This is a genomic window from Paracoccus ferrooxidans, from assembly GCF_029909815.1.
Taxonomy (GTDB): Bacteria; Pseudomonadota; Alphaproteobacteria; order Rhodobacterales; family Rhodobacteraceae; genus Paracoccus; species Paracoccus versutus.
The window spans coordinates 1003966-1029776 of the sequence record NZ_CP038198.1 but is presented as its reverse complement, the minus strand read 5'-3'; the positions used below and the strand labels follow the sequence as shown (position 1 = coordinate 1029776).

The window sequence follows — 25811 nt, the reverse complement described above, 5'->3', positions numbered from 1 at the left end:
GGACCTAGCTTTGGTCCAAAGCAACGGAAGACAGAAAGCATGGCACTCAAGTCGTATAAGCCGACGACGCCTGGCCAGCGTGGGCTGGTTCTGATCGACCGTTCGGAGCTTTGGAAAGGGCGCCCGGTCAAGTCCCTCACGGAGGGGCTGACCAAGAACGGCGGCCGGAACAACACCGGACGGATCACGATGCGCCGCAAGGGCGGCGGGGCGAAGCGTCTCTATCGCATCGTCGATTTCAAGCGCACCAAGTTCGATGTCCCGGCGACCGTCGAGCGGATCGAATACGACCCGAACCGCACCGCCTTCATCGCGCTGATCAAATATGAAGACGGCGAGCAGGCCTATATCATCGCGCCCCAGCGTCTGGCTGTCGGCGACAAGGTGGTGGCTGGCGCCAAGGTGGATGTGAAGCCCGGCAACGCCATGCCCTTCAGCGGCATGCCGATCGGCACCATCGTCCACAACGTCGAGTTGAAGCCCGGCAAGGGCGGCCAGATCGCCCGCTCGGCTGGCACCTATGCCCAGTTCGTCGGCCGCGACGGCGGCTATGCCCAGATCCGCCTGTCCTCGGGCGAGTTGCGCCTTGTGCGCCAGGAATGCATGGCCACCATCGGCGCCGTGTCGAATGCCGACCATTCGAACCAGAACCTCGGCAAGGCCGGCCGCAACCGGCACCTGGGCATCCGCCCGAGCGTGCGCGGCGTGGCCATGAACCCGATCGACCACCCGCATGGTGGTGGTGAAGGCCGGACTTCGGGCGGCCGTCACCCGGTTACTCCCTGGGGCAAGGGCACCAAGGGCAACCGCACCCGCACGAACAAATCGACCGACAAGTATATCCTGCGGTCGCGTCACGCGAAGAAGGGGCGTTAATCCATGGCACGTTCTGTTTGGAAGGGCCCCTTTGTCGATGCTTATGTGCTTCGCAAGGCCGAGAAAGCCCGCGAGTCCGGCAAGTCGGACGTCATCAAGATCTGGTCGCGTCGTTCGACCATTCTGCCGCAATTCGTCGGCCTGACCTTTGGCGTCTACAACGGCCAGAAGCACATCCCGGTCTCGGTGACCGAAGAGATGATCGGCCAGAAGTTCGGTGAATACTCGCCGACGCGGACCTATTACGGTCACGCCGCCGACAAGAAAGCGAAAAGGAAGTAAGCGTCATGGGTAAGGAACAAAATCCGCGCCGCGTGGCGGAGAACGAGGCGTTTGCGAAGACCAAGATGCTTCGCACCTCGCCGCAGAAGCTGAACCTGGTTGCGGCGATGATCCGCGGCAAGAAGGTGGACAAGGCCCTGGCCGACCTGACCTTCTCGTCCAAGCGCATCGCCGGCGATGTCAAGAAATGCCTGCAATCGGCCATCGCCAACGCCGAGAACAACCATAACCTCGACGTCGACAACCTGATCGTCGCCGAGGCCTGGGTCGGCAAGAACCTGGTCATGAAGCGTGGCCGTCCGCGCGCCCGTGGTCGTTACGGCAAGATCATGAAGCCGTTTTCGGAAATCACCATCAAGGTCCGTCAGGTCGAGGCCATCGAAGCCGGGGAGCGCGCGTAATGGGTCAGAAGGTAAACCCCATCGGGATGCGTCTCCAGGTCAACCGCACCTGGGACAGCCGCTGGTATGCGGATGACAAGGATTACGGCAATCTGCTGCTGGAAGACCTGAAGATCCGCGACTTCATCCACAAGGAAGCCAAGCAGGCCGGCGTCAGCCGCGTGGTGATCGAGCGTCCGCACAAGAAATGCCGCGTGACGATCTATGCCGCGCGTCCGGGTGTCATCATCGGCAAGAAAGGCGCCGATATCGAGACCCTGCGCAAGAAGCTGGCGAACTACACCGCCTCGGAACTGCACCTCAACATCGTCGAGGTCCGCAAGCCCGAGCTGGACGCCCAGCTGGTGGCCGAGTCGATCGCCCAGCAACTCGAGCGCCGGGTGTCGTTCCGCCGCGCCATGAAGCGCGCGGTGCAGAACGCCATGCGCATGGGCGCCCTGGGCATCCGGGTGAACGTGTCGGGCCGCCTGGGCGGCGCCGAGATCGCCCGGACCGAATGGTATCGCGAAGGCCGGGTGCCGCTGCACACGCTGCGCGCCGACATCGACTATGCGCTGTCGGAAGCCTCGACCCCCTACGGGATCATCGGGGTGAAGGTCTGGATCTTCAAGGGCGAGATCATGGAGCATGATCCGCAGGCCCGCGACCGCCGCGCGACCGAAGCGCAGGACGGTCCGTCGCCCCGCGGCCCGCGCCGTGATCGCGACCGCGACGCGCGCTAAGGAGAAGAAGCAATGCTGCAACCGAAACGGACCAAGTTCCGCAAACAGCACAAGGGCCGCATCCACGGTGAGGCCAAGGGCGGGTTCAACCTGAACTTCGGCTCCTATGCGCTGAAGGCCATCGAGCCCGAGCGCGTCACCGCGCGCCAGATCGAGGCGGCCCGCCGCGCGATCACCCGCCACATGAAGCGTCAGGGCCGGGTCTGGATCCGGATCTTCCCGGATGTGCCGGTTTCCTCGAAGCCGACCGAAGTGCGGATGGGTAAAGGCAAGGGTTCGGTGGATTACTGGGCCGCCCGCGTCCATCCCGGCCGGATCATGTTCGAGATCGACGGGGTGAACGACGTCATCGCCCGCGAGGCGCTGCGCCTGGGCGCGCAGAAGCTGCCGGTGCTGACCCGCATCGTCGCGCGCGAAGACTGGTAATTCGCCACCGCTTCCAGATTGCGCCCCGCCGCGACAGTGGCGGGGCGCTGCATTTTCGGCCTCCTCGGGACAATCGGGGTTGCCAAAATCCGGCCGAGCCTGTATGGGCAGGCCTTCATCATGAAACTCCACCGGAATCAGGGTGGCCCTGCATGGCAGGGGCTCGCCGGTGATGTTGAAAGGAAAAGGCGCATGAAAGCGCAGGAACTGAAAGACAAGACGCCTGACCAGCTGAAGGAACAGCTGCTCGCGCTGAAGAAGGAAGCGTTTAACCTGCGCTTCCAGCAGGCCACCGGCCAGCTCGAATCGACCGCCCGCATGCGCTCCGTCCGCCGCGACGTGGCCCGTGTGAAAACCATTCTGAACCAGAAAGCGGCGCAAGCCGCGGCGTCGAACTAAGGAGCCCGGTCCATGCCCAAACGCATCCTGCAAGGCAAGGTCGTCAGCGACAAGAACGAACAGACCGTCACCGTCCTGGTCGAGCGTCGCTTCAAGCATCCGCTGCTGCACAAGACCGTGCGTTCGTCCAAGAAATACCGCGCGCATGACGCGCAGAACCAGTTCAAGGTGGGTGACATCGTTCGCATCGTCGAATGCGCGCCGATCTCGAAGACCAAGCGCTGGACCGTGCTGACCGAAGCCACCGAGGTTTCGGCCTGAGGCCCAGTTTAATCGATACCCTGGGGCCGGCCCATGATCAAGGTCGTGCCGGTCCCCAAAGGTCGGGAGTAACCAAATGATCCAGATGCAGACCAATCTGGATGTCGCTGACAACTCCGGCGCACGCCGGGTGCAGTGCATCAAGGTTCTGGGTGGTTCGCACCGTCGCTATGCGTCGGTGGGCGACATCATCGTCGTCTCCGTCAAGGAAGCCATTCCGCGCGGCCGCGTGAAGAAGGGCGACGTCCGCAAGGCCGTCGTCGTGCGCACCGCGAAAGAAGTGAAGCGCGAGGACGGCACCTCGATCCGCTTCGACCGCAACGCCGCCGTCATCCTGAACAACCAGGGCGAACCGGTCGGCACCCGTATCTTCGGGCCGGTCGTGCGCGAGCTGCGGGCCAAGAACTTCATGAAGATCATCTCGCTTGCGCCGGAGGTGCTGTGATGGCTGCGAAGCTCAAGAAGGGCGACAAGGTCGTCGTGCTGACCGGCAAGGACAAGGGCAAGCAGGGCGAGATCGCCGCAGTGTTCCCGAAAGAGAACAAGGCGGTCGTTGACGGTGTCAACATCGCGATCCGTCACCAGCGCCAGACCCAGACGAGCCAGGGCGGCCGCGTGGCCAAGGCCATGCCGATCGACCTGTCGAACCTGGCGCTGCTGGACAAGAACGGCAAAGCGACCCGCGTCGGCTTCCGCGTGGAAGACGGCAAGAAGGTCCGTTTCGCCAAGACCACGGGAGACGTGATCTGATGCTGGACCAAGCCAATTACACCCCGCGCCTCAAGTCGCTCTACAAGGACCAGATCCGCGCCGCGCTCAAGGAAGAGTTCGGCTACAAGAACGACATGCAGATCCCGCGCCTGGACAAGATCGTCCTGAACATGGGCATCGGCGAGGCCGTCAAGGACACCAAGAAGGTCAAGCAGGGCGCCGAGGAACTGTCGCTGATCGCAGGCCAGAAAGCCGTCATCACCAAGGCCAAGAAGTCGATCGCCGGCTTCCGCGTCCGGGAAGAGATGCCGCTGGGCTGCAAGGTCACGCTGCGCGGCGACCGGATGTATGAATTCCTGGATCGCCTGGTCAACATCGCGCTGCCCCGCGTCCGCGACTTCCGCGGCGTCAAGGGCACGGCTTTCGACGGCCGCGGCAACTACGCCATGGGCCTGAAGGAGCATATCGTGTTCCCGGAAATCAACTTCGACAAGGTCGACGAAGTTCTGGGGATGGACATCATCATCTGCACCACCGCGCGGACCGACGCGGAAGCGAAGTCGCTGCTGAAGGCATTCAACATGCCTTTCAACGGCTGATCGCGGAGGGAAGAAGATATGGCAAAGAAATCCATGGTCGAGCGCGAGAAGAAGCGCGAGCGTCTGGTTCAGAAATACGCCGCCAAGCGCGCCGCGCTGAACGAGATCGTCCACGATCAGTCCCGTCCGATGGAAGAGCGTTTCAAGGCCAGCCTGAAGCTGGCCGAACTGCCGCGCAACTCCTCGGCCACGCGTCTGCACAACCGGTGCCAACTGACCGGCCGTCCGCATGCGTATTACCGTAAACTGAAACTGTCGCGGATCATGCTGCGCGAGCTTGGCTCGTTCGGCCAGATCCCCGGCATGGTCAAATCCAGCTGGTAAGGGGGCAATATGTCGATGAACGATCCTCTCGGCGATATGCTGACCCGCATCCGCAACGCGCAGATGCGCGGCAAATCGACCGTCCGCACTCCGGCCTCCAAGCTGCGCGCCTGGGTCCTGGACGTGCTGAAAGCCGAAGGCTACATCCGCGGCTATGAAGAAACCACGACCGAAGCCGGTCACAAGGAACTGGAAATCAGCCTGAAGTACTACGAAGGCACTCCGGTCATCCGCGAACTGGCCCGCGTGTCGAAACCCGGCCGCCGCGTTTACGCCGGCGCCAAGGAAATCCCGATGGTCCGCAACGGCCTGGGCGTTTCCATCGTCTCGACGCCGAAAGGCGTCATGTCGGACGCAGCGGCTCGCAACGCCAATGTTGGCGGCGAAGTCCTCTGCACCGTGTTCTAAGGAGGGCAGAGATGTCTCGGATTGGTAAGAAACCGGTCGCCCTCCCCAAGGGCGTGACGGCCGAAATCAAGGGCCAGACGATCGAGGTGAAGGGGCCGAAAGGCGCCCGCACGTTCACCGCGACCGACGACGTGACCCTGTCGGTGGAAGAAGGTTCGGTCAAGGTGACGCCGCGCGGCACCTCGAAGCGCGCCCGCCAGCAGTGGGGCATGACCCGCTCGATGGTCGAGAACCTGACCGTCGGCGTGTCGGAAGGCTTCAAGAAAGAGCTCGAGATCCAGGGCGTGGGTTATCGCGCCACCATGCAGGGCAAGACCCTGAAGCTGGCTCTGGGCTATTCGCATGACGTGAACTTCGAAACGCCGGACGGTGTGACGATCACCTCGCCGAAGCAGACCGAGATCGTGGTGGAAGGCATCGACCAGCAGCTGGTCGGCCAGGTCGCCGCGAACATCCGCGAGTGGCGCCGCCCCGAGCCCTACAAGGGCAAGGGCATCCGCTACAAGGGCGAGGTCGTCTTCCGCAAGGAAGGCAAGAAGAAGTAAGGGGCGCGAGAAATGGCACTGAACAAGAGAGAGCTGTTCCTGAAGCGCCGCCTGCGCGTGCGGAACAAACTGCGGAAGATCTCGGACGGCCGTCCGCGGCTTTCCGTCCACCGTTCTTCCAAGAACATCAGCGTCCAGGTGATCGACGACGTGAAGGGGGTCACCCTGGCCGCCGCCTCGTCGCTCGAGAAGGATCTGGGCGTGGTCGGCAAGAACAACGTCGAGGCCGCGGCCAAGATCGGCGCCGCCATTGCGGAACGTGCGAAGAAGGCCGGTGTCGAAGAGGTGATCTTCGACCGCGGCGGCTTCCTGTTCCACGGCAAGATCAAGGCGCTTGCCGATGCGGCCCGCGAAGGCGGCCTGAAGTTCTGACGAATGCGGGTGGCGGCAGCGCCACCCCGATGATCCGGGGGCCGTCCGATCCGTCGGCGGCCCACCAGGATTGGCTTCAACGGCGCGGAACGCGCGCCAGCGTATGAGGAATGCCTTATGGCAGAACGTGAAAACCGTCGGGGTCGCCGCGAAGAGCGCGAGGAAACCCCGGAATTCGCCGACCGTCTGGTCGCGATCAACCGCGTGTCGAAAACCGTCAAGGGCGGCAAGCGCTTCGGCTTCGCCGCTCTGGTGGTCGTCGGCGACCAGCGTGGCCGCGTCGGCTTCGGCAAGGGCAAGGCCAAGGAAGTGCCCGAGGCGATCCGCAAGGCGACCGAGCAGGCCAAACGCTCGCTGGTTCGCGTGCCGCTGCGCGATGGCCGCACGCTGCATCACGACATCGAGGGCCGTCATGGCGCCGGCCGGGTGGTGATGCGGACCGCGGTTCCGGGGACCGGCATCATCGCCGGCGGCCCGATGCGCGCCGTGTTCGAGATGCTGGGCGTCCAGGACGTCGTGGCCAAGTCGCTGGGGTCGCAGAACCCCTACAACATGATTCGCGCCACCATCGACGGTCTCAAGAAGGAAGCCTCGCCCCGCAACGTCGCGCAGCGCCGCGGCAAGAAGGTGGCCGAGATCCTGCCGTCCAACGACAAGCCGGCCGAAGCCGCCGTCGAAGCGTAAGGAGACAGGCATATGGCTAAAACCATCGTCGTGAAGCAGATCGGCTCGCCGATCCGCCGCCCCGCCGTCCAGCGCGAGACGCTGAAGGGCCTGGGCCTGAACAAGATGAACCGCACCCGCGAGTTGGAAGATACCCCGGCCGTGCGCGGCATGGTCGCCAAGATCCCGCATCTGGTGACCATCGTGGAAGAGCGCGGCTGATCCCGCCACGCCCTTCCCAGGCATTGCATCGAAAACGCCCCGGAGCTGCTCCGGGGCGTTTTTTCTTGGCCCGTTAACCCTTTGCTAACGGCTTGTCCCTAGGCTGCCGCCAGGACCGCGCCCGCAGGAAAGGAGCCAGATGTGCCGCGCCCGCTGCTCTGCCTTGCGCTTGCCGTCCTGTTGCTGGCCGGCGCGGCCTCGGCCAGTCCCTGGCCGCGGGCGGTGAATGGCGTGTTCCTGGCGCTGTCGGGCGAACGCGACGCCGCCGGGCACAGCTATGCCGGGCTTTACGCTGAACTGGGGCGTCGGCCGCGGCTGACGGTCGGGGTCGAACTGGGCCGCTCCAGCGCCGGCGAGACCAGCAGCCTGGTCTGGCTGCAGCGCGCGCTGGACCGGGGCAGGGGGCCGGACCGCTGGGCCGCCTCGTTGGGCCTGGGTGCGGTGGAACGTCGCGGCCAGCCGATGCCGGTGGCCCAGGCCGCGCTGGGTTGGGGCAGGGTTTTTGACGACCTGCCCTTGCTGCGGCGCGTTCGGGGCGGGGGCTGGGTATCGGCCGAGCTGCGCCACAAGCTGGCGGGCGCGCTCAGGGATGAAGAGGAAATGGCTGCGCTGGCCGCTCGGGGTGCCAGCGCGCTGAGCTATCTGACGGCCGAGGCGACGACCAAGGCCGAGGTGACGGTGGGGTGGCACATGACCGAGGCGCTGATGCTGATCCATCAGCTGCGGCTGGAGGATCGCGAGGACACCGGCTTTTCCGCCAAGCTCGCGGTCTCGGCGGTGCGCGACCTGTTCGGGCCTGCGAAGCTGGAATTGGGCCTGGTCGAGCCGCTGTCGGGACCGGGCGAGCGCGCGGTCAGGCTGGGGCTGTGGGTGGAGTTCTGAGACGGCCCAGGTCCGCGCAACGGGCTGGCCGCGGCGCTGAGCGGGCGATGGGCTTGCCGGCGCGGCGGGGCGCGGGCGCTTCGGCCATGCCAACTTGACCCAGCCGTGAACAGCCGATAGAAGCCGCCGGTGTTCCCTTGGGATCACGACTCGAACAAGCAAGAAACGCCGCGTTCGCCCCCTTTCGCTTCATGGGGCGTTTCCGGCCAAGGAGAAGCGACATGAAACTGCATGAACTGCACGACAATCCCGGCGCCAACCGCAAGAAAAAGCGCGTGGCGCGCGGCCCCGGCTCGGGCAAGGGCAAGACCGCCGGCCGTGGTATCAAGGGCCAGACCTCGCGTTCGGGCGTGGCGCTGAACGGCTATGAAGGCGGCCAGATGCCGCTGTATCGCCGCCTGCCCAAGCGCGGCTTCAGCAAGCCGAATCGCCTGGAGTTCGCGGTGGTGAACCTGGGCCAGCTGCAGGCCTTCGTCGAAGCGGGCAAGCTGGATGCGAAAGCCGACGTGTCCGAGGACGCACTGGTCGCCGCCGGCGTCATCCGCCGCAAGCTGGACGGCGTGCGCGTGCTGGCCAAGGGCGAGATCAAGGCCGCGCTGAACCTGACCGTGGCCGGTGCGTCGAAAGCCGCGGTCGAGGCCATCGAGAAGGCCGGCGGCAAGATCACCGTCACCCGCCCGGCCAAAGAAGCAGCCGCGGCCGAATAAGTTGTTGAAGGGCGCGCCCGCGCCCCATAGATAGCTGTCAAGTTTTCCAGGCGCCGCGGGATCGGGAAACGATCCGGCGGCGCTGCCACGAAGGGGCACAAGCATGGCGTCAGCCGCAGAACAGATGGCCGCGAACCTTTCCTGGGGCGCGCTCGGCAAGGCGACCGAGTTGCGCCAGAGAATCTGGTTCACGCTCGGACTTCTCATCATCTATCGTCTCGGCACCTATATCCCGGTGCCTGGCATCGACGGCGCCGCGCTGCGCAACTTCATGGAGCAGGCCCAGGCCGGCATCGGCGGCATCCTGTCGATGTTCACCGGCGGCGCCCTGGGGCGGATGGGCGTCTTCGCGCTCGGCATCATGCCCTATATCTCGGCCTCGATCATCGTGCAGCTGCTGGCCTCGATGGTGCCGGCGCTGGAGCAACTGAAGAAAGAGGGCGAGCAGGGCCGCAAGAAGATCAACCAGTATACCCGCTACGGCACGGTGGCGCTGGCGCTGTTCCAGGCCTGGGGCCTGGCCGTCAGCCTGGAACACGGCAACCTGGCGCATGAGCCGGGGATGTTCTTCCGCGCCTCGGTGGTCATCACCCTGGTCGGCGGCACCATGTTCCTGATGTGGCTGGGCGAGCAGATCACCGCCCGCGGCATCGGCAACGGCATCTCGCTGATCATCTTCGTCGGCATCGTGGCCGAGATCCCCGGCAGCCTGGCGCAGTTCCTGGCCCAGGGCCGTTCGGGCGCCGTCTCGACCCCGGTGATTCTGGGCGTGATCCTCATGGTCGCCGCGGTGATCGCCTTCGTGGTGTTCATGGAGCGCGCGCTGCGCAAGATCCACATCCAGTATCCGCGCCGCCAGGTCGGGATGAAGGTCTATGACGGCCAATCGTCGCACCTGCCGATCAAGGTGAACCCGGCGGGGGTGATCCCGGCGATCTTCGCCAGCTCGCTTCTGCTGCTGCCGGTGACGATCTCGACCTTCTCGGGCAACCAGACCGGCCCGATCATGTCCACGATCCTGGCCTATTTCGGCCCCGGCCAGCCGCTCTACCTGCTGTTCTTCGCGGCGATGATCGTGTTCTTCACCTATTTCTACACCTTCAACGTCAGCTTCAAGACCGAGGACGTGGCCGAGAACCTGAAGAACCAGGGCGGCTTCATCCCCGGCATCCGGCCCGGCAAGCGCACCGAGGATTACCTGACCTATGTGGTGACGCGGGTGCTGGTGATCGGCTCGGCCTACCTGGCCTTCGTCTGCCTTCTGCCCGAGATCATCCGCGACCAGCTGGCGATCCCGTTCTATTTCGGCGGGACTTCGGTGCTGATCGTGGTCAGCGTCGTCATGGACACGATCAACCAGGTGCAAAGCCACTTGCTCGCCCATCAATACGAAGGTTTGATCGAGAAATCGCAACTGCGCGGCAAGCGCGGCAAGGCCGGGGCGGCGGCCAAGCCGCGCAAGGCGCCGGCGCGCCGTTAAGGGGTAAACCCACCAAAAAGGGTAGGAGAGGGACGACGACATGGCGATCAACATCATTCTGCTGGGCCCGCCCGGCGCAGGCAAAGGCACCCAGGCCCGGCGGCTGATCGAGGAGCGCGGGCTCGTCCAGCTCTCGACCGGCGACATGCTGCGCGAGGCCCGCAACTCGGGCACCGAGATGGGCAAGCGCGTGGCCGAGGTGATGGACCGCGGCGAGCTGGTGACGGACGAGATCGTCATCGGCCTGATCCGCGAAAAGCTGGGGCAGGGCGGCAAGGGCTTCATCTTCGACGGCTTCCCGCGCACCCTGGCGCAGGCCGACGCGCTGCAGGCGCTGATGGCCGAGATGGACCAGCGCATCGATGCCGTGATCGAGATGCGGGTGGACGATGCGGCGCTGGTCTCGCGCATCTCGGGCCGCTTCACCTGCGGCAATTGCGGCGAGGTCTATCACGACGTGACCAAGCCGACCAAGGAGCCGGGCAAATGCGACGTCTGCGGCTCGACCGACCTGCGCCGCCGGGCCGACGACAACGAGGAAAGCCTCAAGACCCGGCTGATGGAATATTACAAGAAGACCTCGCCACTGATCGGCTATTACTATGTCAAGGGCAACCTGAACCCGGTGGATGGCCTGGCCGAGATCGACGAGGTGGCCGCCCAGGTCGCCAAGGTGATGGACAAGATCCCGTCCTAGGCTTGACCTCGGACGGCGAATCCCTTATTTCGCAGCATCTCGCAAGAGAATCACCCGGATGTCCTGGGTGTCGCTTCAAGGCCCGGAGGCTTGGCTTTCGGGTCTTTGGTTGTGAAAAAAGGTTCCGGCGCTACGGAACCGCAACATGGAAAAGGAAACACGCGTGGCTCGTATTGCTGGCGTCAACATTCCGACCGGGAAACGCGTCCCGATCGCCCTGACCTATATCCACGGGATCGGCTCGAAATTCGCCGACGAGATCGTCACCGCCGTCGGTATCGACCCGACCCGCCGCGTGAACGAGCTCTCGGATGCCGAAGTCCTGAAGATCCGCGAATACATCGACGCCAACTATACCGTCGAAGGCGACCTGCGCCGCGAGACGCAGATGAACATCAAGCGCCTGATGGACCTGGGTTCCTATCGTGGCCTGCGCCACCGTCGCGGCCTGCCGGTCCGCGGCCAGCGCACCCACACCAATGCCCGCACCCGCAAGGGCCCGGCGAAGCCCATCGCCGGCAAGAAGAAGTAAGGGGGAACGGACATGGCACGCGATAAAACCCGTATCAAGCGCAAGGAACGCAAGAACATCGCCACCGGCGTGGCGCATGTGAACTCGTCCTTCAACAACACCAAGATCCTGATCTCGGACGTGCAGGGCAATGCGATCTCGTGGTCGTCGGCCGGCACCATGGGCTTCAAGGGCTCGCGCAAATCGACCCCCTACGCCGCGCAGATGGCCGCCGAAGACGCCGGCAAGAAGGCGCAGGAACACGGCGTCCGCACGCTGGAAGTCGAAGTGCAGGGCCCCGGCTCGGGTCGCGAATCGGCGCTGCGCGCGCTGGCCGCGGTCGGCTTCAACATCACGGCGATCCGTGACGTGACCCCGATCGCGCATAACGGCTGCCGCCCGCCGAAGCGCCGCCGGGTCTGATCCTTTGGGATTTTGACGCGTCCTGCGCGGGGCTGTCCCGTGCGGGGCGCGCTTTACGCATTTCACCTCGGGCGTTTCCGGCCACGGTCATGGGGCGGGAACTGGTATGGAGGCAAACGCATGATCCACAAGAACTGGGCCGAACTCATCAAGCCCACCCAGCTTGAAATCAAGCCGGGCGCCGACTCGTCCCGCGTGGCCACCGTGGTCGCGGAACCGCTGGAGCGCGGCTTCGGCCTGACGCTGGGCAATGCGCTGCGCCGGGTGCTGCTGTCGTCGCTGCAGGGCGCGGCCATCACCTCGGTGCAGATCGACAACGTGCTGCACGAATTCTCGTCCGTCCCCGGCGTGCGCGAGGACGTGACCGATGTCGTGCTGAACCTCAAGGGCGTGACGCTGAAGATGGACGTCGACGCGCCCAAGCGCCTGACGCTTTCTGCGAAGGGTCCGGGCGAGGTCAAGGCCGGCGACATCCAGGAAACCGCCGGCATCACCATCCTGAACCGCGACCATGTCATCTGCCACCTCGACGAGGGGGCGGAGCTGCACATGGAACTGACCGTCGCCAATGGCAAGGGCTATGTCGCCGCCGACAAGAACCGCCCCGAGGACGCGCCCATCGGCCTGATTCCGATCGACGCCATCTTCTCGCCGGTCAAGCGCGTCAGCTACGAAGTCACGCCCACCCGCGAGGGCCAGGTGCTGGACTATGACAAGCTGACCATGAAGGTCGAGACCGACGGTTCGCTGACCCCGGAAGACGCCGTGGCCTATGCCGCCCGCATCATCCAGGACCAGCTGTCGGTCTTCGTCAACTTCGACGAGCCGGAAACCGCCACCCGCTCGGATGCCGAGGACGGGCTGGAGTTCGATCCGCGCCTGCTGAAGAAGGTCGACGAGCTGGAACTGTCGGTGCGTTCGGCGAACTGCCTGAAGAACGACAACATCGTCTATATCGGCGACCTGATCCAGAAGACCGAGGCCGAGATGCTGCGCACCCCGAACTTCGGCCGCAAGTCGCTGAACGAGATCAAGGAAGTGCTGTCCGGCATGGGCCTGCACCTCGGCATGGATGTCGTGGACTGGCCGCCGGAAAACATCGAGGATCTGGCCAAGCGTTTCGACGACCAGTTCTGAGTTCCGGGGGCGGCGACGCCCCCCCCGCAAGACCGGGCATCCCGCCCCAAGGAGAGCGGCCCGCACGCATGGGCCGCCGGACAAAGCAAAAAGACGTCATAGGAGATCATCATGCGTCACGCCCGCGGCTATCGCCGCCTGAACCGCACCCACGAGCACCGCAAGGCGCTTTTCGCCAACATGGCCGGCTCGCTGATCGAGCATGAGCAGATCAAGACCACCCTGCCCAAGGCCAAGGAACTGCGCCCCATCGTCGAGAAGCTGATCACCCTGGCCAAGCGCGGCGATCTGCACGCCCGCCGGCAGGCCGCCGCCCAGCTGAAGCAGGATGCCCATGTCGCGAAACTGTTCGACGTGCTTGGCGCCCGCTACAAGGACCGCCAGGGCGGCTATGTCCGCATCATGAAGGCCGGCTTCCGCTATGGCGACATGGCCCCGATGGCGATCATCGAATTCGTCGAGCGCGACACCAGCGCCAAGGGCGCGGCCGACCGTGCCCGCCTGGAAGCCGAATCGGCTGCCGACGAATCGTAAGAAATTTAACCCTTTCTTAGGGTTAAGCGATCATTGACGCCCGCAGCCATCGCCATGGCTGCGGGCTTTTTGCAACAGTCCACGATTCATGTGATCGGCGGCGAAAGGGAACGAATCCGTTCATTTTCGTGCGAAAGTTGCACCGTCCATTAGGAAACGCACGGGAATTGCAGCAAGCGCGACGGCTTGCGCCCGGAGGGCAAAGACGGCTATGCCTTGCCGTGCCGACGGGCTGACCCGACGGCATTCCGAAAAACGTCGCTCGCAAGCACGGTATTGCTTGAATACACTGAGAACCGTGCCATTTTTCGTTGTAACCCGAAGAAAACGCAATCTGTCCAAAAAGTCATGTCGTCTCGCGCGGAAATCAATGCAGCACTCGCCAAGCTGAAAAAGCTTGCTCCGGCGGGCTATTTCATCGGGCTGCACATTCGTTTCGCTGCACCGTTGATGCAGTTCCAGACCTATAACAAGGAATGGGCCCAGCGCTATTCCGAACGGGCCTATGCCCTGCGCGACCCCACCATCGCCTGGGGCTTCTCGACCACCGGCGCCTGCCGGTGGAGCGTGCTGCCCATTCCAGACCCGTTTTCGATTCTCCAGGACGCGGCCGATCACGGGCTGCACTATGGTCTGGTCGTGGCGCATGGGCCGATCAAGTCGCGCACCATTGCGGCCTTCGCCCATGACAAGCGGGAATTCACGGATGACGAGATCGATGTGATCTCGGCAACGCTACGACGGCTTCACGAAATCACGGAGCCGCCGGAGAGCCTGACGAAGGCTCAGCAAGAGGCCCTTCGGTGTATCGCAGAGGGGGATCGTCATGCAGCGGCGGCTGCCAAGCTTGGTATAACGGAAAGCGCATTCAAGGCACGTCTCATCTCGGCACGCGAACGACTCATGGCGCGCACGACGGCCGAGGCGCTGCAACGGGCCAAGGATTACCGCTTGCTGTAATACGGTTCGTCCGCCGTTGCGGTTTACACCTGGGGGCCACCACCACCAAGAACCCCAGGAGAAGACCATGCAGACCACCACACTTTCCTTCGCCAACCTCCACAACCACGGCGAGCTGTTCGCCAACATCTTCCGCGCCCGCAAGCAAAGCTTCATCGTCCAGAAACGCTGGAACCTGCCCCAGACCGACGACATGGAGTTCGACCAGTACGACACGCCGATGAGCCGCTGGGTGGCGATCCACGAAAACGGCCGGGTTCTGGCCGGCGTGCGCCTGACCCCCACCACGGCGCGCTGCGGCATGTATTCCTACATGATCCGCGATGCTCAGCTTGACCTGCTGGGCGGCTCGATCCCGCAGAACCTGCTGGACGAACAGGCGCCGGTCGAGCCGGGCACCTGGGAAGCCAGCCGGCTGTTCGTCGACCACACCATCCCGCAGCGCGAACGCCGCCGGGTGCATTTCAACCTGGTGCAGGAGATGACCAATTCGGCGCGGGAACTGGGCGCCTCGCGTCTGGTGTGCCTGGTCGCCTCGACCTGGCCGCGCTGGCTGGTGCCCTGCGGGCTGGACGCGCAGGCCATGGGCCCGGTGGTCTGGATCGACGACGGCTATTTCCAATGCGTCTCGATCAACCTGGCGGCCAAGATGCACTGATGCGGCGCGCAGGGTGGAGGGCCTTTCGCGCGTGATGCGGGCGGCGTAACATGTCGCCCGCATGGCAGACCTATTCGACACCGCGCCCACCTCGGGCGAAGCTGCGCGCCCGGTGGCGCGTCCCCTGGCCGACCGGATCCGCCCGGCCAGGCTGTCCGATGTCATCGGCCAGGACAAGGTTCTTGGCCCCGACGGCCCGCTGGGCGCCATGCTGGGCGCCGGCAGCCTGTCATCGCTGATCCTCTGGGGCCCGCCGGGGGTCGGCAAGACCACCATCGCCCGCCTTCTGGCGCAAGAGACGGACCTGGCCTTCGTGCAGATCTCGGCGATCTTTTCCGGCGTGCCGGAGCTGCGCAAGGTGTTCGACGCCGCCCGCCTGCGCCGGAGCCAGGGCCGCGGTACCCTGCTTTTCGTCGACGAGATCCACCGCTTCAACAAGGCGCAGCAGGACAGCTTCCTGCCGCATATGGAGGACGGCACCATCACCCTGGTCGGTGCCACCACCGAAAACCCCAGTTTCGAACTGAACGCCGCGCTTCTGTCCCGTGCCCAGGTCATCGTGCTGGAGCGGCTGGGCCTGGCGGACCTCGAGCGCCTGGCGCAGCGCGCCGAGCAGGAACTGGGCCGCGCCCTGCCGCTGACCGGCGAGGCCCGCGACCGGCTCCTGGAGATGGCCGACGGCGACGGCCGCGCGGTGCTGAACCTGATCGAGCAGGTGATGGCCTGGAAGGTCAAGGGCAAGCTCGACCCCGAGGCGCTGGCGCAGCGGCTGATGCGGCGCGCGGCGAAATACGACAAGTCGGGCGACGAGCATTACAACCTGATCTCGGCCCTGCACAAATCGGTGCGCGGCAGCGACCCGGACGCGGCACTCTACTGGCTGTCGCGGATGCTGGAGGGGGGCGAGGATCCGCGCTATCTCGCCCGCCGCCTGACCCGCATGGCGATCGAGGACATCGGCCTAGCCGATCCGGCCGCGCAGCGCCATTGCCTGGACGCCTGGGCGCTTTACGAGCGGCTGGGCAGCCCCGAGGGCGAACTGGCGCTGGCCCAGGCCACGATCTATCTGGCGCTGGCGCCCAAGTCGAATGCCGGCTATGCCGCCTACAAGGCGTCGCGCGCCCTGGCGCGGCGCTCGGGCAGCCAGATGCCGCCCAAGCATATCCTGAACGCGCCGACCGGGCTGATGTCGGAGCAGGGCTATGGCGCCGGCTATGCCTATGACCACGATGCCGAGGACGCCTTTTCGGGCCAGAACTATTTCCCCGACGGCATGAAGCGCCCGGTCTTCTACCTGCCCGTCGAGCGCGGATTCGAGCGCGAGCTGAAAAAGCGCGTTGAATGGTTCGCCGGGCTGCGTCAGAAGCGGCGGGCAGAGGACAAAGCATGAAACACACTTTCCTTCAGGTCGCGCTGGGTGGGGCCCTGGGTTCCGCGGCGCGCTATGGGGTCAATATCCTGGCCGGGCGGCTGACCCCCGGCTTTCCGCTGGGCACGCTGAGCGTGAACATCGCCGGCTGCCTGGCCATGGGGCTGCTGGCGGCCTTGCTGGCGCATCGGGGCGGGCAGCACCTGGCGCCCTTTCTGCTGACCGGGGTGCTGGGCGGCTTCACCACCTTCTCCGCCTTCGCGCTGGACACGATGACGCTGTGGGAACGTGGCGCCGCCGCCACCGCGCTTGGCTATGTGCTGGGCTCGGTCCTGCTGTCGCTGGCGGCGGTGATCGCCGGGCTGGCCCTGGGCCGGGGGCTTTTCGCATGAGCGGCGTGCAGACCATCCGCGTCGGCGCGGACGAGGGCGAGCAGCGCATCGACCGCTGGCTCAAGAAGCGATTCCCGCAGTTGACCCAGGGTGCGGTCGAGAAATGGTGCCGCACCGGCCAGCTGCGCGTCGACGGCGGCCGGGTCAAGGCCAATACCCGCATCGAGGCCGGGCAGGAGGTGCGCGTGCCGCCGCTGCCCGAGGGCGCGCCGCCGCCCGCCCAGCCGAAAGCGTCGGTGAAGCAGTCCGATGCCGAGATGATCCAGTCCTGCGTCTTGTGGCGCGACGAGCATATCATCGCGCTGAACAAGCCGCCGGGCCTGCCCTCGCAGGGCGGCTCGGGGCAGGGCGACCGGCATGTGGACGGGCTGACCGCGGCGCTGATGTTCGGCTACAAGGACCGGCCCAAGCTGGTGCATCGGCTGGACAAGGACACGTCGGGGGTGCTGCTGCTGGCGCGCACCGACCGGATCGCGCGGGCGCTTTCCGAGGCGTTCCGCCACCGGCTGACCCGCAAGATCTACTGGGCCGCCGTGGCCGGGGTGCCGCATCCGCGCATGGGCTCGATCAAATACGGGCTGGTCAAGGCGCCCGGCCGCGGCCGGGGCGGCGAGGGCGAGAAGATGATGGCCGTCCACCCCTCGGCCGTCGCCACGACCGAAGGCGCCAAGCGCGCCCATACCGACTATGCCGTGCTGGATGCGCTCGGCGGGCGCGTCAGTTGGGTTGCCATGGTGCCCGTCACCGGCCGCACCCACCAGCTGCGCGCCCATATGGCCGAGATCGGCCATCCCATCGTCGGCGACGGCAAATACGGCGGCTCGGGGCAAGAGAACCTGGGCGACGGCTGGGGCGCCCAGCTGGGCGGAGAGATCAGCCGCAAGCTGCACCTGCATGCGCGCATGATCCGCTTCGAGCATCCGATCACCAAGAAGCTGATCACCGTGACCGCGCCCTTGCCCGATCACATGAGCCGCACCTGGAAGACGCTGGGCTGGTCGGAAAACGACGTGCCCGAAGACCCCTTTGCCGAGACAGCATGAAACTGGTCATCTTCGACATCGACGGCACGCTGGTCGACAGCCAGCTTGAGATCACCCATGCGATGAACCGCGCCATGCAGGGCGCCGGCCTGCCCGAGATGGAGCCGGCGCGCATTCTCTCCATCGTCGGCCTGTCGCTGCCGGTTGCGGTGGCGCGGCTCTTGCCCGGTGTCGGTCCCGACCTGCACGAGCGCGTCGTGGCCGGCTATCGCGAATCCTTCATCGCCTCGCGCGCGGCGGGGGCGCTGCCGCCGCTTTATCCGGGCGCGCTGGACTGCCTGGACGCGCTGGCCGCGCGCGACGAGATGCTGTTGGGCATCGCCACCGGCAAGCCGGCGCGCGGGCTGGCGGCGATCCTGGACGCGCATGGGCTGACCCGGCGCTTCATCACCCGGCAATCGGCCGACGGCCATCCGTCCAAGCCGCATCCGGCGATGCTGGAAAGCGCGCTGTCGGAAACCGGCGTCGCGGCGGGGCGCGCGGTCATGGTGGGCGATTCCACCTTCGACATGGAAATGGCGCGGGCGGCCGGGGTTGCCGGCTACGGCGTCGGCTGGGGCTTTTGCCCGGCCGAGGAACTGCATGCCGCCGGTGCGCATCTGGTCGCGCCCGACTATCCCGCGCTGACCCGCGCGCTGCTGGAGTGGGCCGATGAGTGAATGGAAGGCGCGCCGTTTCTGGGCATCCGTCGCGATCCACAAGGAAGCGGACGGCGGCTGGAGCGTGCTTCTGGACGAACGTCCCCTGCGCACGCCCGGCAAGCAGCCGCTGCGCCTGCCGACCGAGGCGCTGGCGCTGGCCGTGGCCGAGGAATGGCAGGCGGTGCGGGATGTGATCGACCCCAACGCCATGCCGCTGACCCGCGCGGCCAATTCCGCCATCGAAAAGGTCATGCCGCAATTCGACGCGGTGGCGGCGATGCTGGGCGAATATGGCGGCACCGACCTGCTGTCCTATCGCGCCGATGCGCCCGAGGCGCTGGTGCGCGCCCAGGCCGAGGGCTGGGATCCGCTGATCGACTGGGCGGCGACCGAGCTTCGCGCGCCGCTGCGCATCACCCATGGCGTGATCCCGGTGCCGCAGGATCCGGTCGCGCTGCTGAAACTGCGCGCAGAGGTCGCAGCCCTCGATCCCTTCGGCCTGACGGCCTTGCACGATCTGGTGACCTTGCCCGGCTCGCTGGTCCTGGGGCTGGCGGTGATCCGCGGCCGCATCGACGCCGAGGCCGCCCATGCCCTGTCCCGGATTGACGAAGAATTTCAGGCACAACGCTGGGGCCGCGACGACGAGGCCGACGAGGCGGCCGCCGGCCGGCTGGCCGCGATGCGCGATTCTGAGCGGTTCTGGCTTCTCAGCCGCGGCTGACGGGCGCGTTTTGGTTCTTTCTTGACGCATCCGCCTCCATCGGCACAATGCCGCTTATGGGGGTAACGAATGCCCCTTGCTCAAACGGGCTCGCCAACGGCCCTATAGACGGCGCATTCCTGGGCGAGACCCGGAACAACAGTGGGGAAATCAATGAAGAAATCTGTATTCTTCGGCTCTGTGACGGCGGTCGCGCTGGCGGCCTCGGGTGCTTTGGCCGCAGAGGGCGACACGCTGAAAGAGGTCAAGGCCCGCGGCGTGCTGAACTGCGGCGTGAACACCGGCCTGATCGGCTTTGCCGCCCCTGACGCGAACGGCAACTGGTCGGGCTTCGACGTCGCCTTCTGCAAGGCCGTGGCCGCGGCGGTGCTGGGCGACGCGACCAAGGTGAAATACGTGCCGACCACCGGCCAGACCCGCTTCACGGCGCTTTCCTCGGGCGAGGTGGACCTTCTGGCCCGCAACTCCACCTGGACCTTCCAGCGCGACACCGACCTCAAGCTGGATTTCATCGGCGTCAACTACTACGACGGCCAGGGCTTCATGGTGCGCAAGGATCTGGGCGTTTCCTCGGCCAAGGAGCTGAACGGGGCCACGATCTGCATCCAGACCGGCACCACGACCGAACTGAACCTGGCCGATTACTTCAAGGCCAACAACATGGACTATCAGCCGGTCAACATCGACAGCAACGCCGAGGGCGAACAGCAATACATGGCCGGCGCCTGCGATGCCTATACGACCGACGCCTCGGGCCTGGCTGCGACCCGCGCCAGCTTCGCGGACCCGGAAAACCACATCATCCTGCCCGAGATCATCTCGAAAGAGCCGCTGGGCCCGGCGGTGCGCCACGGCGACAACAACTGGGGCGACATCACGCGCTGGACGCTTTACGCGCTGATCGCGGCCGAGGAATACGGCGTCACCTCGGCCAATATCGACGAGCTGGCGAAAAGCTCGAACAACCCCGAGGTCCAGCGCCTGCTGGGCACCACCGACGAGCTGGGCACGATGATCGGGCTTGACGCCGAATGGGCCAGGCGCGCCATCAAGGCCGGCGGCAACTATGGCGAGATCTTCGCCGCCACCATCGGCGAACAGACCCCGATCGGGCTGGCGCGCGGGTTGAACGCGCAATGGACCCAGGGCGGTCTGATGTATGCGATGCCCTTCCGGTAATCGCATCTGAACAAGGGCGTGCGGGGGCGCGTGCCCTCCGCGCGCCCCCGAACGAAAACCGGCAAGCCAGAGGCCAAAGGCCCGACATTTCCGCCGGTCACAGGGGGTTACTACATGGTCGCTTATACGGGGGCGGACAATCCGCCGTTCCGGTTGTCGATGCTGATCTATGATCGGCGCTATCGCTCGCTGACCCTGCAAGCCATCGTCTTCATCCTGGTGATGCTGGCGGCGAGTTGGCTGATCGACAACACGCTGCGCAACCTGTCCGCCATGGGCAAGACGCTCAGCTTCGATTTCCTGTTCCGGCGCGCCGGATACGACATCCCGCAGCAGCTGATCCCATACAATTCCGACGACACCCATCTGCGCGCGACCGTGATCGGGCTGCTGAACACGCTGCTCGTCTCGATGCTGGGCTGCATCGCGGCGACGGTCCTGGGCGTGATCGTGGGCGTGCTGCGGCTGTCCTCGAACTGGCTGATCGCGCGGCTGATGACGGTCTATGTCGAGGTCTTCCGCAACATTCCCCTGCTTTTGTGGATCCTGGTCTGCCTTGCGATCTTTACCGAGGTGATGCCGCCGCCCAATGCCTATCGCGGCGAGAACCCGGCCGCGAGCATGATCCTGTTCGACACCATTGCGCCGACCAACCGCTATACCGCCATCCCCTCGATCGGCATGACCAACCCGCCCGGCACCATCTCGCTGGGGCGCGAGGGGATCAGCTGGGCCTTCGTCGCCTTCGTCGTGGTCATCGCCGCCGCCTTCGTCGGGCGCCGGCTGCTGCGGAGCCGGGCGCAGCGCATCCAGGACCGGACCGGCAAGCGGCCGACGACCTGGTGGATCAGCCTGGCGATGTTCGCGCTGCCGGTGCTGTTCCTGACCTGGTATTTCGGCCTGCACCTGATCCCGCCGGTGCTGCGCGGCTTCAACTTTGCCGACGGCATCAACCTGGACAACGCCCTGGTGGTGCTGTGGCTGGCGCTGACGCTTTATACCGGCGCCTTCATCGCCGAGATCGTGCGCGCCGGCATCCTGGCCGTCAGCAAGGGCCAGACCGAGGCGGCCTTTGCCCTGGGCCTGCGGCCGCGCCGGACGATGTCGCTGGTGGTGCTGCCGCAGGCGCTGCGGGTGATCGTGCCGCCGCTGATCTCGCAATACCTGAACCTGACCAAGAACAGCTCGCTGGCCATCGCCGTCGGCTACATGGACCTGCGCGGCACGCTGGGCGGCACCACGCTGAACCAGACCGGGCGCGAGATGGAGGCGATGGTGCTGATGATGGGCATCTACCTGGCGCTCAGCCTGATCATCTCGGCCGGGATGAACATCTTCAACGCCCGCGTCAAGCTGAAGGAGCGGTGAGATGAGCGAGACGCATTCCGAAACCGTCGCCTATGTGCGCGAGACGATGCTGCCGCCCGAGCCGCCGCCCCTGGCCGAGACCGGCGCGATCAAATGGCTGCGCGAGAACCTGTTTTCCGGGCCGCTGAACATCGCGCTGACCTTCGTCGGGCTGGGCATCGTCTGGCTGGTGGTCAGCACCGTGGGGCCGTGGCTGTCGCATTCGGTCTGGAACGCCGGCAGCATGGCCGAGTGCCGCCAGATCATCGCCCAGACCTGGGGGGAAGGCGCCACGGGCGCCTGCTTCGCCCTGATCAAGCATCGCTGGAACCAGTTCCTGTTCGGCTTCTATCCGCAGGCGCTTTACTGGCGGCCGGTGCTGGCCTTCGGCCTGCTGTTCCTGGCGCTGGCGCCGGTCTTGTTTTCCGAAAGCACCAGGGCGCGGCGCGTGGTGCTGGGCCTGTCGCTGGCGCTGACCTTCGTCTTTGCCGCGCTGCTCGGGGCGCCCATGGGCGCGCTGCTGGGCATGGCGGTGCTGATGCTGCTCTGGGCCGCGCTGATCGAGACGCGCCCGCGCTGGTCGCTGCTGGCGAGCCTGGCCTATCCCTTCATCGCCGTCTGGCTGCTCTGGGGCGGCTCGCTGTGGAGCGAGGCGATGGTGCTGGCGGGCTTCTGCCTTGGCTTCGTGGTCTGGCGGCTGCTGGCGGCGCGGTTCGGGCTGCTGGCCTTTGCGCTGGCGGTGGTGGCGACGGCGGCCTGGTGGCTGCTCTTGGCCGGCCCGCTGGCTTCGGCGCTGGCCGGGGTGCTGCCCTTGCGGCTGCGTCCGGTGTCCTCGGACCAGTTCGGCGGCTTCGTGCTGTCGATCACCATCGGCGTCGCCGGCATCGCGCTCTCTCTGCCGCTGGGGGTGATCCTGGCCTTGGCGCGGCGCTCGGACCTGCCGGTGATCAAGCTGCTGGCGGTGATGTTCATCGAGTTCATCCGCGGCGTGCCGCTGATCACGCTGTTGTTCGTGGCCTCGCTGCTGCTGAACTATTTCCTGCCGCCGGGGACGAATTTCGACATCATCCTGCGGGTCATCATCATGGTGACGCTGTTTGCCGCCGCCTATATGGCCGAGGTGATCCGCGGCGGGCTGGCCGCCCTGCCCAAGGGCCAATACGAGGCTGCCGACGCGCTGGGGCTGGACTACTGGAAGGCGCAGCGGCTGATCGTGCTGCCGCAGGCGCTGAAGATCAGCATTCCCGGCATCGTCTCGACCTTCATCGGCATGTTCAAGGACACGACGCTGGTCGTCTTCGTCGGGCTGTTCGACCCCTTGAAGGCCATGGCCGACACCATCCGCGCAAGCTTCGAATGGAAGGGTGCCTATTGGGAGCCCTATATCTTCGTCGGCGCGATCTTCTTCATCCTCTGCTTCGGCATGTCGCGCTATTCCATGTATCTGGAACGCCGGCTGAAGCGCGACCACCGCTGAGGAGGCGCATATGACCACCCGAACCACCGCGATCCCCGCCGCAAGCGACGAAGCCGCGATCGAGATCGTCAAGCTGAACAAATGGTATGGCACCTTCCACGTGCTGCGCGACATCGACCTGGTCGTCGGCAAGGGCGAGCGCATCGTCATCGCCGGGCCCTCGGGTTCGGGCAAGTCCACGCTGATCCGCTGCATCAACCGGCTGGAGGAACACCAGTCCGGCAAGATCATCGTGGACGGGACCGAGCTGACCCACGACCTGAAGAACATCGACAAGGTGCGCTCCGAGGTCGGCATGGTGTTCCAGCATTTCAACCTGTTCCCGCACCTGACCATCCTGGAGAACTGCACGCTGGCGCCGATCTGGGTGCGCAAGATCCCCAAGCGCGAGGCCGAGGAGACGGCCATGCATTTCCTGACCAAGGTCAAGATCCCCGAGCAGGCGCATAAATACCCCGGCCAGCTGTCGGGCGGCCAGCAGCAGCGCGTGGCCATCGCCCGCGCGCTGTGCATGCGCCCGCGGATCATGCTGTTCGACGAGCCGACCTCGGCGCTGGACCCCGAGATGATCAAGGAGGTTCTGGACACGATGATCGAACTGGCCGAGGACGGCATGACCATGCTTTGCGTGACCCATGAGATGGGCTTTGCGCAGGCGGTGGCGCATCGGGTGATCTTCATGGACCAGGGCCAGATCGTCGAGCAGAACACGCCGAAGGAGTTCTTCAACAACCCCCGGTCCGAACGCACCAAGCTGTTCCTGAGCCAGATCCTGGGGCACTGAGCGGCGCAAGCGGCGCGGCCGCGGGGGACTTCGCGTCCCCCGTCCGCCGCCGGCGCGGCGGACTCCCCCTGCGGGATATTTGTCCACGGAAGAATGCCTGGCGGGCGGGCCGGCGCCGGGAATGACGAGATCGACCTGGGGAGCGACGACGATCTTTACGGCGCCCATGACCTGGGCGCCCTCGACGGCGGCTCGGGCAATCACGAGATCATCGGCGGTGCGGGCCGCGACCGGATCGAGGATCACGGCGGCGCGGTCTTCATCGAGGGCGAGCATGGTAACGACCTGATCCTGTCGCCCGACGCCTCGGACCCCGAGCGGCCCGACACGTTGCTGGGCGGCACGGGCGACGATACGATCCATGCCGGGGCGGGCGATCTGGTCGAGGGCGGCGATGGCGCCGACCTGATCGTGCTGCGCAGCGATGCGGGCGGTGCGGCCGACATCGCCTATGCCGGCGGGGACACCATCGCCATCACCCTGGCCGAGGACTATGCAGGCGCCGAGGAATATATGCTGGTGCAGGACGGCGACGATATGCGCGTGGTGCTGGATGGCGAGGACATGGCCATCCTGCGCGATACCCTGGTCCGCGACGTGGGCGCGATCACCCTGGACGCAAGGGCGCGGCGACCTGATCGGGGGCAGGGGTCATGGAGAAGGCGCGCGGGGCCGGCCCGTGCGCCTTTTCGACTATCTGCGCCCAGGGGGTCAGATCGCGGACTTGCGCGATTCCTCGAGGTAGATCTCGCGCAGGCGGGTCGCCACCGGGCCGGGCCGGCCGCTGCCCAGCGCCGCGCCGTCGATCTCGACCACCGGCATCACGAAGGCCGAGGCCGAGGTGAAGAAGGCTTCGTCCGCCGCCTGCGCCTCGGCGATGGTGAAGGGGCGTTCCTCGATCTGCATCTGCGCCTCGGCCGCATAGCGCAGCAGCGAGGCGCGGGTGATGCCGTGCAGGATGTCGTTGGACAGCGGGCGGGTGACGATCCGGCCGTCCTTGACGATATAGGTGTTGTTCGAGGTGCCCTCGGTCACGAAGCCGTCCTCGGTGAACCAGGCGTCGTCGACGCCCTGGTGCTTGGCCTCCATCTTGGCCATCGAGGGATAGAGCAGTTGCACCGTCTTGATGTCGCGCCGGTGCCAGCGCAGGTCGGGGATCGAGATCACCCGGATGCCGGTCTTGGCCTGCGGATTGTCGGCAAGGCCGGGCTTGGACTGGGTGAACATGACCACGGTCTGCGGCGTGTCCTCGGGCGGATAGGCGAAGTCGCGGTCGCCGGGATTGCCGCGGGTGACTTGCAGGTAGACCATGCCCTCGACCACCTCGTTCAGCGCCACCAGCTGGCGATGCGCGGCCAGCCATTCGTCGTCGGTCAGCGGATTGCCCATGCCGAGTTCGGCCAGCGAACGGGTCAGCCGCGTCATGTGGCCGGCAAAGTCCAGCAGCTTGCCCCCCAGCACGCTGGTCACTTCGTAGACGCCGTCGCCCATCACGAAGCCGCGGTCGAAGATCGACACCTTGGCTTCGGCTTCCGGCAGATAGTCGCCATTCAGATAGACGGTGCGGGTCATGTCGTTTCTCCTGTCCCAGGGCCTGCTAGCGCGGTCCTGCGCCGAAAGCGGCAGGGCGTCAAGATGCGGGGGTTTTCGCAGGT

Annotated in this window: 36 protein-coding genes; 35 read left to right on the top strand and 1 reads right to left on the bottom strand. The window is 65.8% G+C overall.

Annotated elements, in window-relative coordinates; all coding sequences use genetic code 11:
- The first annotated feature begins 39 nt into the window (after positions 1-39).
- The 35 genes from rplB (at position 40) to E3U26_RS05010 (ending at position 24156) form a co-directional block, all read left to right on the top strand.
- Positions 40-876 carry a 50S ribosomal protein L2 gene (rplB, locus tag E3U26_RS05180; protein ID WP_036754154.1) on the top strand — a complete coding sequence of 279 codons (837 nt, stop codon included), beginning with the start codon at positions 40-42 and terminating at the stop codon, positions 874-876.
- A 3-nt stretch (positions 877-879) separates the two neighbouring features.
- Positions 880-1158 (top strand): 30S ribosomal protein S19, encoded by a 279-nt coding sequence (gene rpsS / locus E3U26_RS05175; RefSeq protein ID WP_010400236.1) that lies wholly within the window; start codon positions 880-882, stop codon positions 1156-1158.
- Between the two features lie 5 nt (positions 1159-1163).
- Positions 1164-1559: a 50S ribosomal protein L22 gene (rplV, locus tag E3U26_RS05170; protein WP_024844055.1), complete on the top strand. Its 396-nt coding sequence runs from the start codon at positions 1164-1166 to the stop codon at positions 1557-1559.
- On the top strand, positions 1559-2281 hold the full coding sequence (gene rpsC, locus E3U26_RS05165; protein ID WP_036754157.1) for a 30S ribosomal protein S3: 723 nt from the start codon (positions 1559-1561) through the stop codon (positions 2279-2281). Before rplV ends, rpsC begins: the two co-directional genes overlap by 1 nt.
- Positions 2282-2293: 12 nt before the next feature.
- A complete protein-coding gene (gene rplP, locus E3U26_RS05160) occupies positions 2294-2707 on the top strand; it encodes a 50S ribosomal protein L16 (RefSeq protein WP_036754161.1) in 414 nt (137 codons plus the stop codon).
- A gap of 192 nt (positions 2708-2899) precedes the next feature.
- Positions 2900-3106, top strand: coding sequence for a 50S ribosomal protein L29 (rpmC, locus tag E3U26_RS05155; RefSeq protein WP_072462399.1), 207 nt, complete (start codon positions 2900-2902; stop codon positions 3104-3106).
- A 12-nt stretch (positions 3107-3118) separates the two neighbouring features.
- Positions 3119-3367 (top strand): 30S ribosomal protein S17, encoded by a 249-nt coding sequence (gene rpsQ, locus E3U26_RS05150; RefSeq protein WP_036754166.1) that lies wholly within the window; start codon positions 3119-3121, stop codon positions 3365-3367.
- 76 nt (positions 3368-3443) lie between these two features.
- Positions 3444-3812 (top strand): 50S ribosomal protein L14, encoded by a 369-nt coding sequence (gene rplN, locus E3U26_RS05145; RefSeq protein ID WP_010400243.1) that lies wholly within the window; start codon positions 3444-3446, stop codon positions 3810-3812.
- Complete coding sequence (rplX, locus tag E3U26_RS05140; protein WP_036754169.1) at positions 3812-4117, top strand: 50S ribosomal protein L24; 306 nt, start codon at positions 3812-3814, stop codon at positions 4115-4117. Before rplN ends, rplX begins: the two co-directional genes overlap by 1 nt.
- On the top strand, positions 4117-4677 hold the full coding sequence (gene rplE, locus E3U26_RS05135; RefSeq protein ID WP_036754171.1) for a 50S ribosomal protein L5: 561 nt from the start codon (positions 4117-4119) through the stop codon (positions 4675-4677). The genes rplX and rplE overlap by 1 nt, the downstream gene beginning before the upstream one ends.
- A gap of 18 nt (positions 4678-4695) precedes the next feature.
- Positions 4696-5001: a 30S ribosomal protein S14 gene (rpsN, locus tag E3U26_RS05130; protein WP_024844062.1), complete on the top strand. Its 306-nt coding sequence runs from the start codon at positions 4696-4698 to the stop codon at positions 4999-5001.
- Positions 5002-5010: 9 nt separating this feature from the next.
- Positions 5011-5409, top strand: coding sequence for a 30S ribosomal protein S8 (gene rpsH / locus E3U26_RS05125; protein ID WP_114535287.1), 399 nt, complete (start codon positions 5011-5013; stop codon positions 5407-5409).
- An 11-nt stretch (positions 5410-5420) separates the two neighbouring features.
- Positions 5421-5954 carry a 50S ribosomal protein L6 gene (gene rplF / locus E3U26_RS05120; RefSeq protein WP_036754174.1) on the top strand — a complete coding sequence of 178 codons (534 nt, stop codon included), beginning with the start codon at positions 5421-5423 and terminating at the stop codon, positions 5952-5954.
- 12 nt (positions 5955-5966) lie between these two features.
- On the top strand, positions 5967-6326 hold the full coding sequence (rplR, locus tag E3U26_RS05115) for a 50S ribosomal protein L18 (RefSeq protein WP_036754177.1): 360 nt from the start codon (positions 5967-5969) through the stop codon (positions 6324-6326).
- A 117-nt stretch (positions 6327-6443) separates the two neighbouring features.
- Positions 6444-7010 carry a 30S ribosomal protein S5 gene (rpsE, locus tag E3U26_RS05110; protein ID WP_036754180.1) on the top strand — a complete coding sequence of 189 codons (567 nt, stop codon included), beginning with the start codon at positions 6444-6446 and terminating at the stop codon, positions 7008-7010.
- Between the two features lie 12 nt (positions 7011-7022).
- Positions 7023-7211, top strand: a complete 189-nt coding sequence (gene rpmD, locus E3U26_RS05105) for a 50S ribosomal protein L30 (protein ID WP_036754182.1) — start codon at positions 7023-7025, stop codon at positions 7209-7211.
- Positions 7212-7352: 141 nt separating this feature from the next.
- Positions 7353-8093 (top strand): hypothetical protein, encoded by a 741-nt coding sequence (locus tag E3U26_RS05100; RefSeq protein ID WP_116222143.1) that lies wholly within the window; start codon positions 7353-7355, stop codon positions 8091-8093.
- 221 nt (positions 8094-8314) lie between these two features.
- Positions 8315-8800: a 50S ribosomal protein L15 gene (gene rplO, locus E3U26_RS05095; RefSeq protein ID WP_036754184.1), complete on the top strand. Its 486-nt coding sequence runs from the start codon at positions 8315-8317 to the stop codon at positions 8798-8800.
- A gap of 103 nt (positions 8801-8903) precedes the next feature.
- Positions 8904-10280, top strand: a complete 1377-nt coding sequence (gene secY, locus E3U26_RS05090) for a preprotein translocase subunit SecY (protein ID WP_072462396.1) — start codon at positions 8904-8906, stop codon at positions 10278-10280.
- Positions 10281-10320: 40 nt separating this feature from the next.
- Complete coding sequence (locus E3U26_RS05085) at positions 10321-10977, top strand: adenylate kinase (protein ID WP_036754188.1); 657 nt, start codon at positions 10321-10323, stop codon at positions 10975-10977.
- 163 nt (positions 10978-11140) lie between these two features.
- Positions 11141-11509, top strand: coding sequence for a 30S ribosomal protein S13 (gene rpsM / locus E3U26_RS05080; RefSeq protein WP_036754304.1), 369 nt, complete (start codon positions 11141-11143; stop codon positions 11507-11509).
- A gap of 12 nt (positions 11510-11521) precedes the next feature.
- Positions 11522-11911 (top strand): 30S ribosomal protein S11, encoded by a 390-nt coding sequence (gene rpsK / locus E3U26_RS05075; RefSeq protein ID WP_011747123.1) that lies wholly within the window; start codon positions 11522-11524, stop codon positions 11909-11911.
- A gap of 120 nt (positions 11912-12031) precedes the next feature.
- Positions 12032-13048, top strand: a complete 1017-nt coding sequence (locus E3U26_RS05070) for a DNA-directed RNA polymerase subunit alpha (protein ID WP_036754191.1) — start codon at positions 12032-12034, stop codon at positions 13046-13048.
- 111 nt (positions 13049-13159) lie between these two features.
- Positions 13160-13582, top strand: coding sequence for a 50S ribosomal protein L17 (gene rplQ, locus E3U26_RS05065; RefSeq protein ID WP_072462395.1), 423 nt, complete (start codon positions 13160-13162; stop codon positions 13580-13582).
- Positions 13583-13930: 348 nt separating this feature from the next.
- Entirely contained in the window at positions 13931-14542 is a 612-nt protein-coding gene (locus tag E3U26_RS05060; RefSeq protein ID WP_011747126.1) for an autoinducer binding domain-containing protein, read from the top strand.
- A 67-nt stretch (positions 14543-14609) separates the two neighbouring features.
- Positions 14610-15200, top strand: a complete 591-nt coding sequence (locus E3U26_RS05055) for an acyl-homoserine-lactone synthase (protein WP_036754195.1) — start codon at positions 14610-14612, stop codon at positions 15198-15200.
- A 61-nt stretch (positions 15201-15261) separates the two neighbouring features.
- Positions 15262-16590 (top strand): replication-associated recombination protein A, encoded by a 1329-nt coding sequence (locus E3U26_RS05050; protein WP_036754198.1) that lies wholly within the window; start codon positions 15262-15264, stop codon positions 16588-16590.
- The gene (crcB, locus tag E3U26_RS05045) at positions 16587-16961 is read left to right on the top strand and encodes a CrcB family protein (RefSeq protein ID WP_499105649.1); all 375 of its coding nucleotides are present in this window, start codon (positions 16587-16589) and stop codon (positions 16959-16961) included. Before E3U26_RS05050 ends, crcB begins: the two co-directional genes overlap by 4 nt.
- A complete protein-coding gene (locus tag E3U26_RS05040; RefSeq protein WP_114535283.1) occupies positions 16958-18004 on the top strand; it encodes an RluA family pseudouridine synthase in 1047 nt (348 codons plus the stop codon). Before crcB ends, E3U26_RS05040 begins: the two co-directional genes overlap by 4 nt.
- On the top strand, positions 18001-18663 hold the full coding sequence (locus E3U26_RS05035) for an HAD family hydrolase (protein ID WP_499105647.1): 663 nt from the start codon (positions 18001-18003) through the stop codon (positions 18661-18663). Before E3U26_RS05040 ends, E3U26_RS05035 begins: the two co-directional genes overlap by 4 nt.
- Positions 18656-19369: an ATP12 family chaperone protein gene (locus tag E3U26_RS05030; RefSeq protein WP_036754208.1), complete on the top strand. Its 714-nt coding sequence runs from the start codon at positions 18656-18658 to the stop codon at positions 19367-19369. The genes E3U26_RS05035 and E3U26_RS05030 overlap by 8 nt, the downstream gene beginning before the upstream one ends.
- Positions 19370-19522: 153 nt before the next feature.
- A complete protein-coding gene (locus E3U26_RS05025) occupies positions 19523-20548 on the top strand; it encodes an amino acid ABC transporter substrate-binding protein (RefSeq protein ID WP_116222149.1) in 1026 nt (341 codons plus the stop codon).
- Between the two features lie 114 nt (positions 20549-20662).
- Complete coding sequence (locus E3U26_RS05020) at positions 20663-21916, top strand: amino acid ABC transporter permease (RefSeq protein ID WP_499105646.1); 1254 nt, start codon at positions 20663-20665, stop codon at positions 21914-21916.
- Position 21917: 1 nt separating this feature from the next.
- Complete coding sequence (locus E3U26_RS05015; protein ID WP_072462390.1) at positions 21918-23372, top strand: amino acid ABC transporter permease; 1455 nt, start codon at positions 21918-21920, stop codon at positions 23370-23372.
- Between the two features lie 10 nt (positions 23373-23382).
- Entirely contained in the window at positions 23383-24156 is a 774-nt protein-coding gene (locus E3U26_RS05010) for an amino acid ABC transporter ATP-binding protein (protein ID WP_036754218.1), read from the top strand.
- Positions 24157-24867: 711 nt separating this feature from the next.
- On the opposite strand, the gene E3U26_RS05005 is transcribed toward E3U26_RS05010, so the two are convergent.
- Positions 24868-25728 (bottom strand): aminotransferase class IV, encoded by an 861-nt coding sequence (locus tag E3U26_RS05005; RefSeq protein ID WP_499105645.1) that lies wholly within the window; start codon positions 25726-25728, stop codon positions 24868-24870.
- Between the last annotated feature and the right edge of the window lie 83 nt (positions 25729-25811).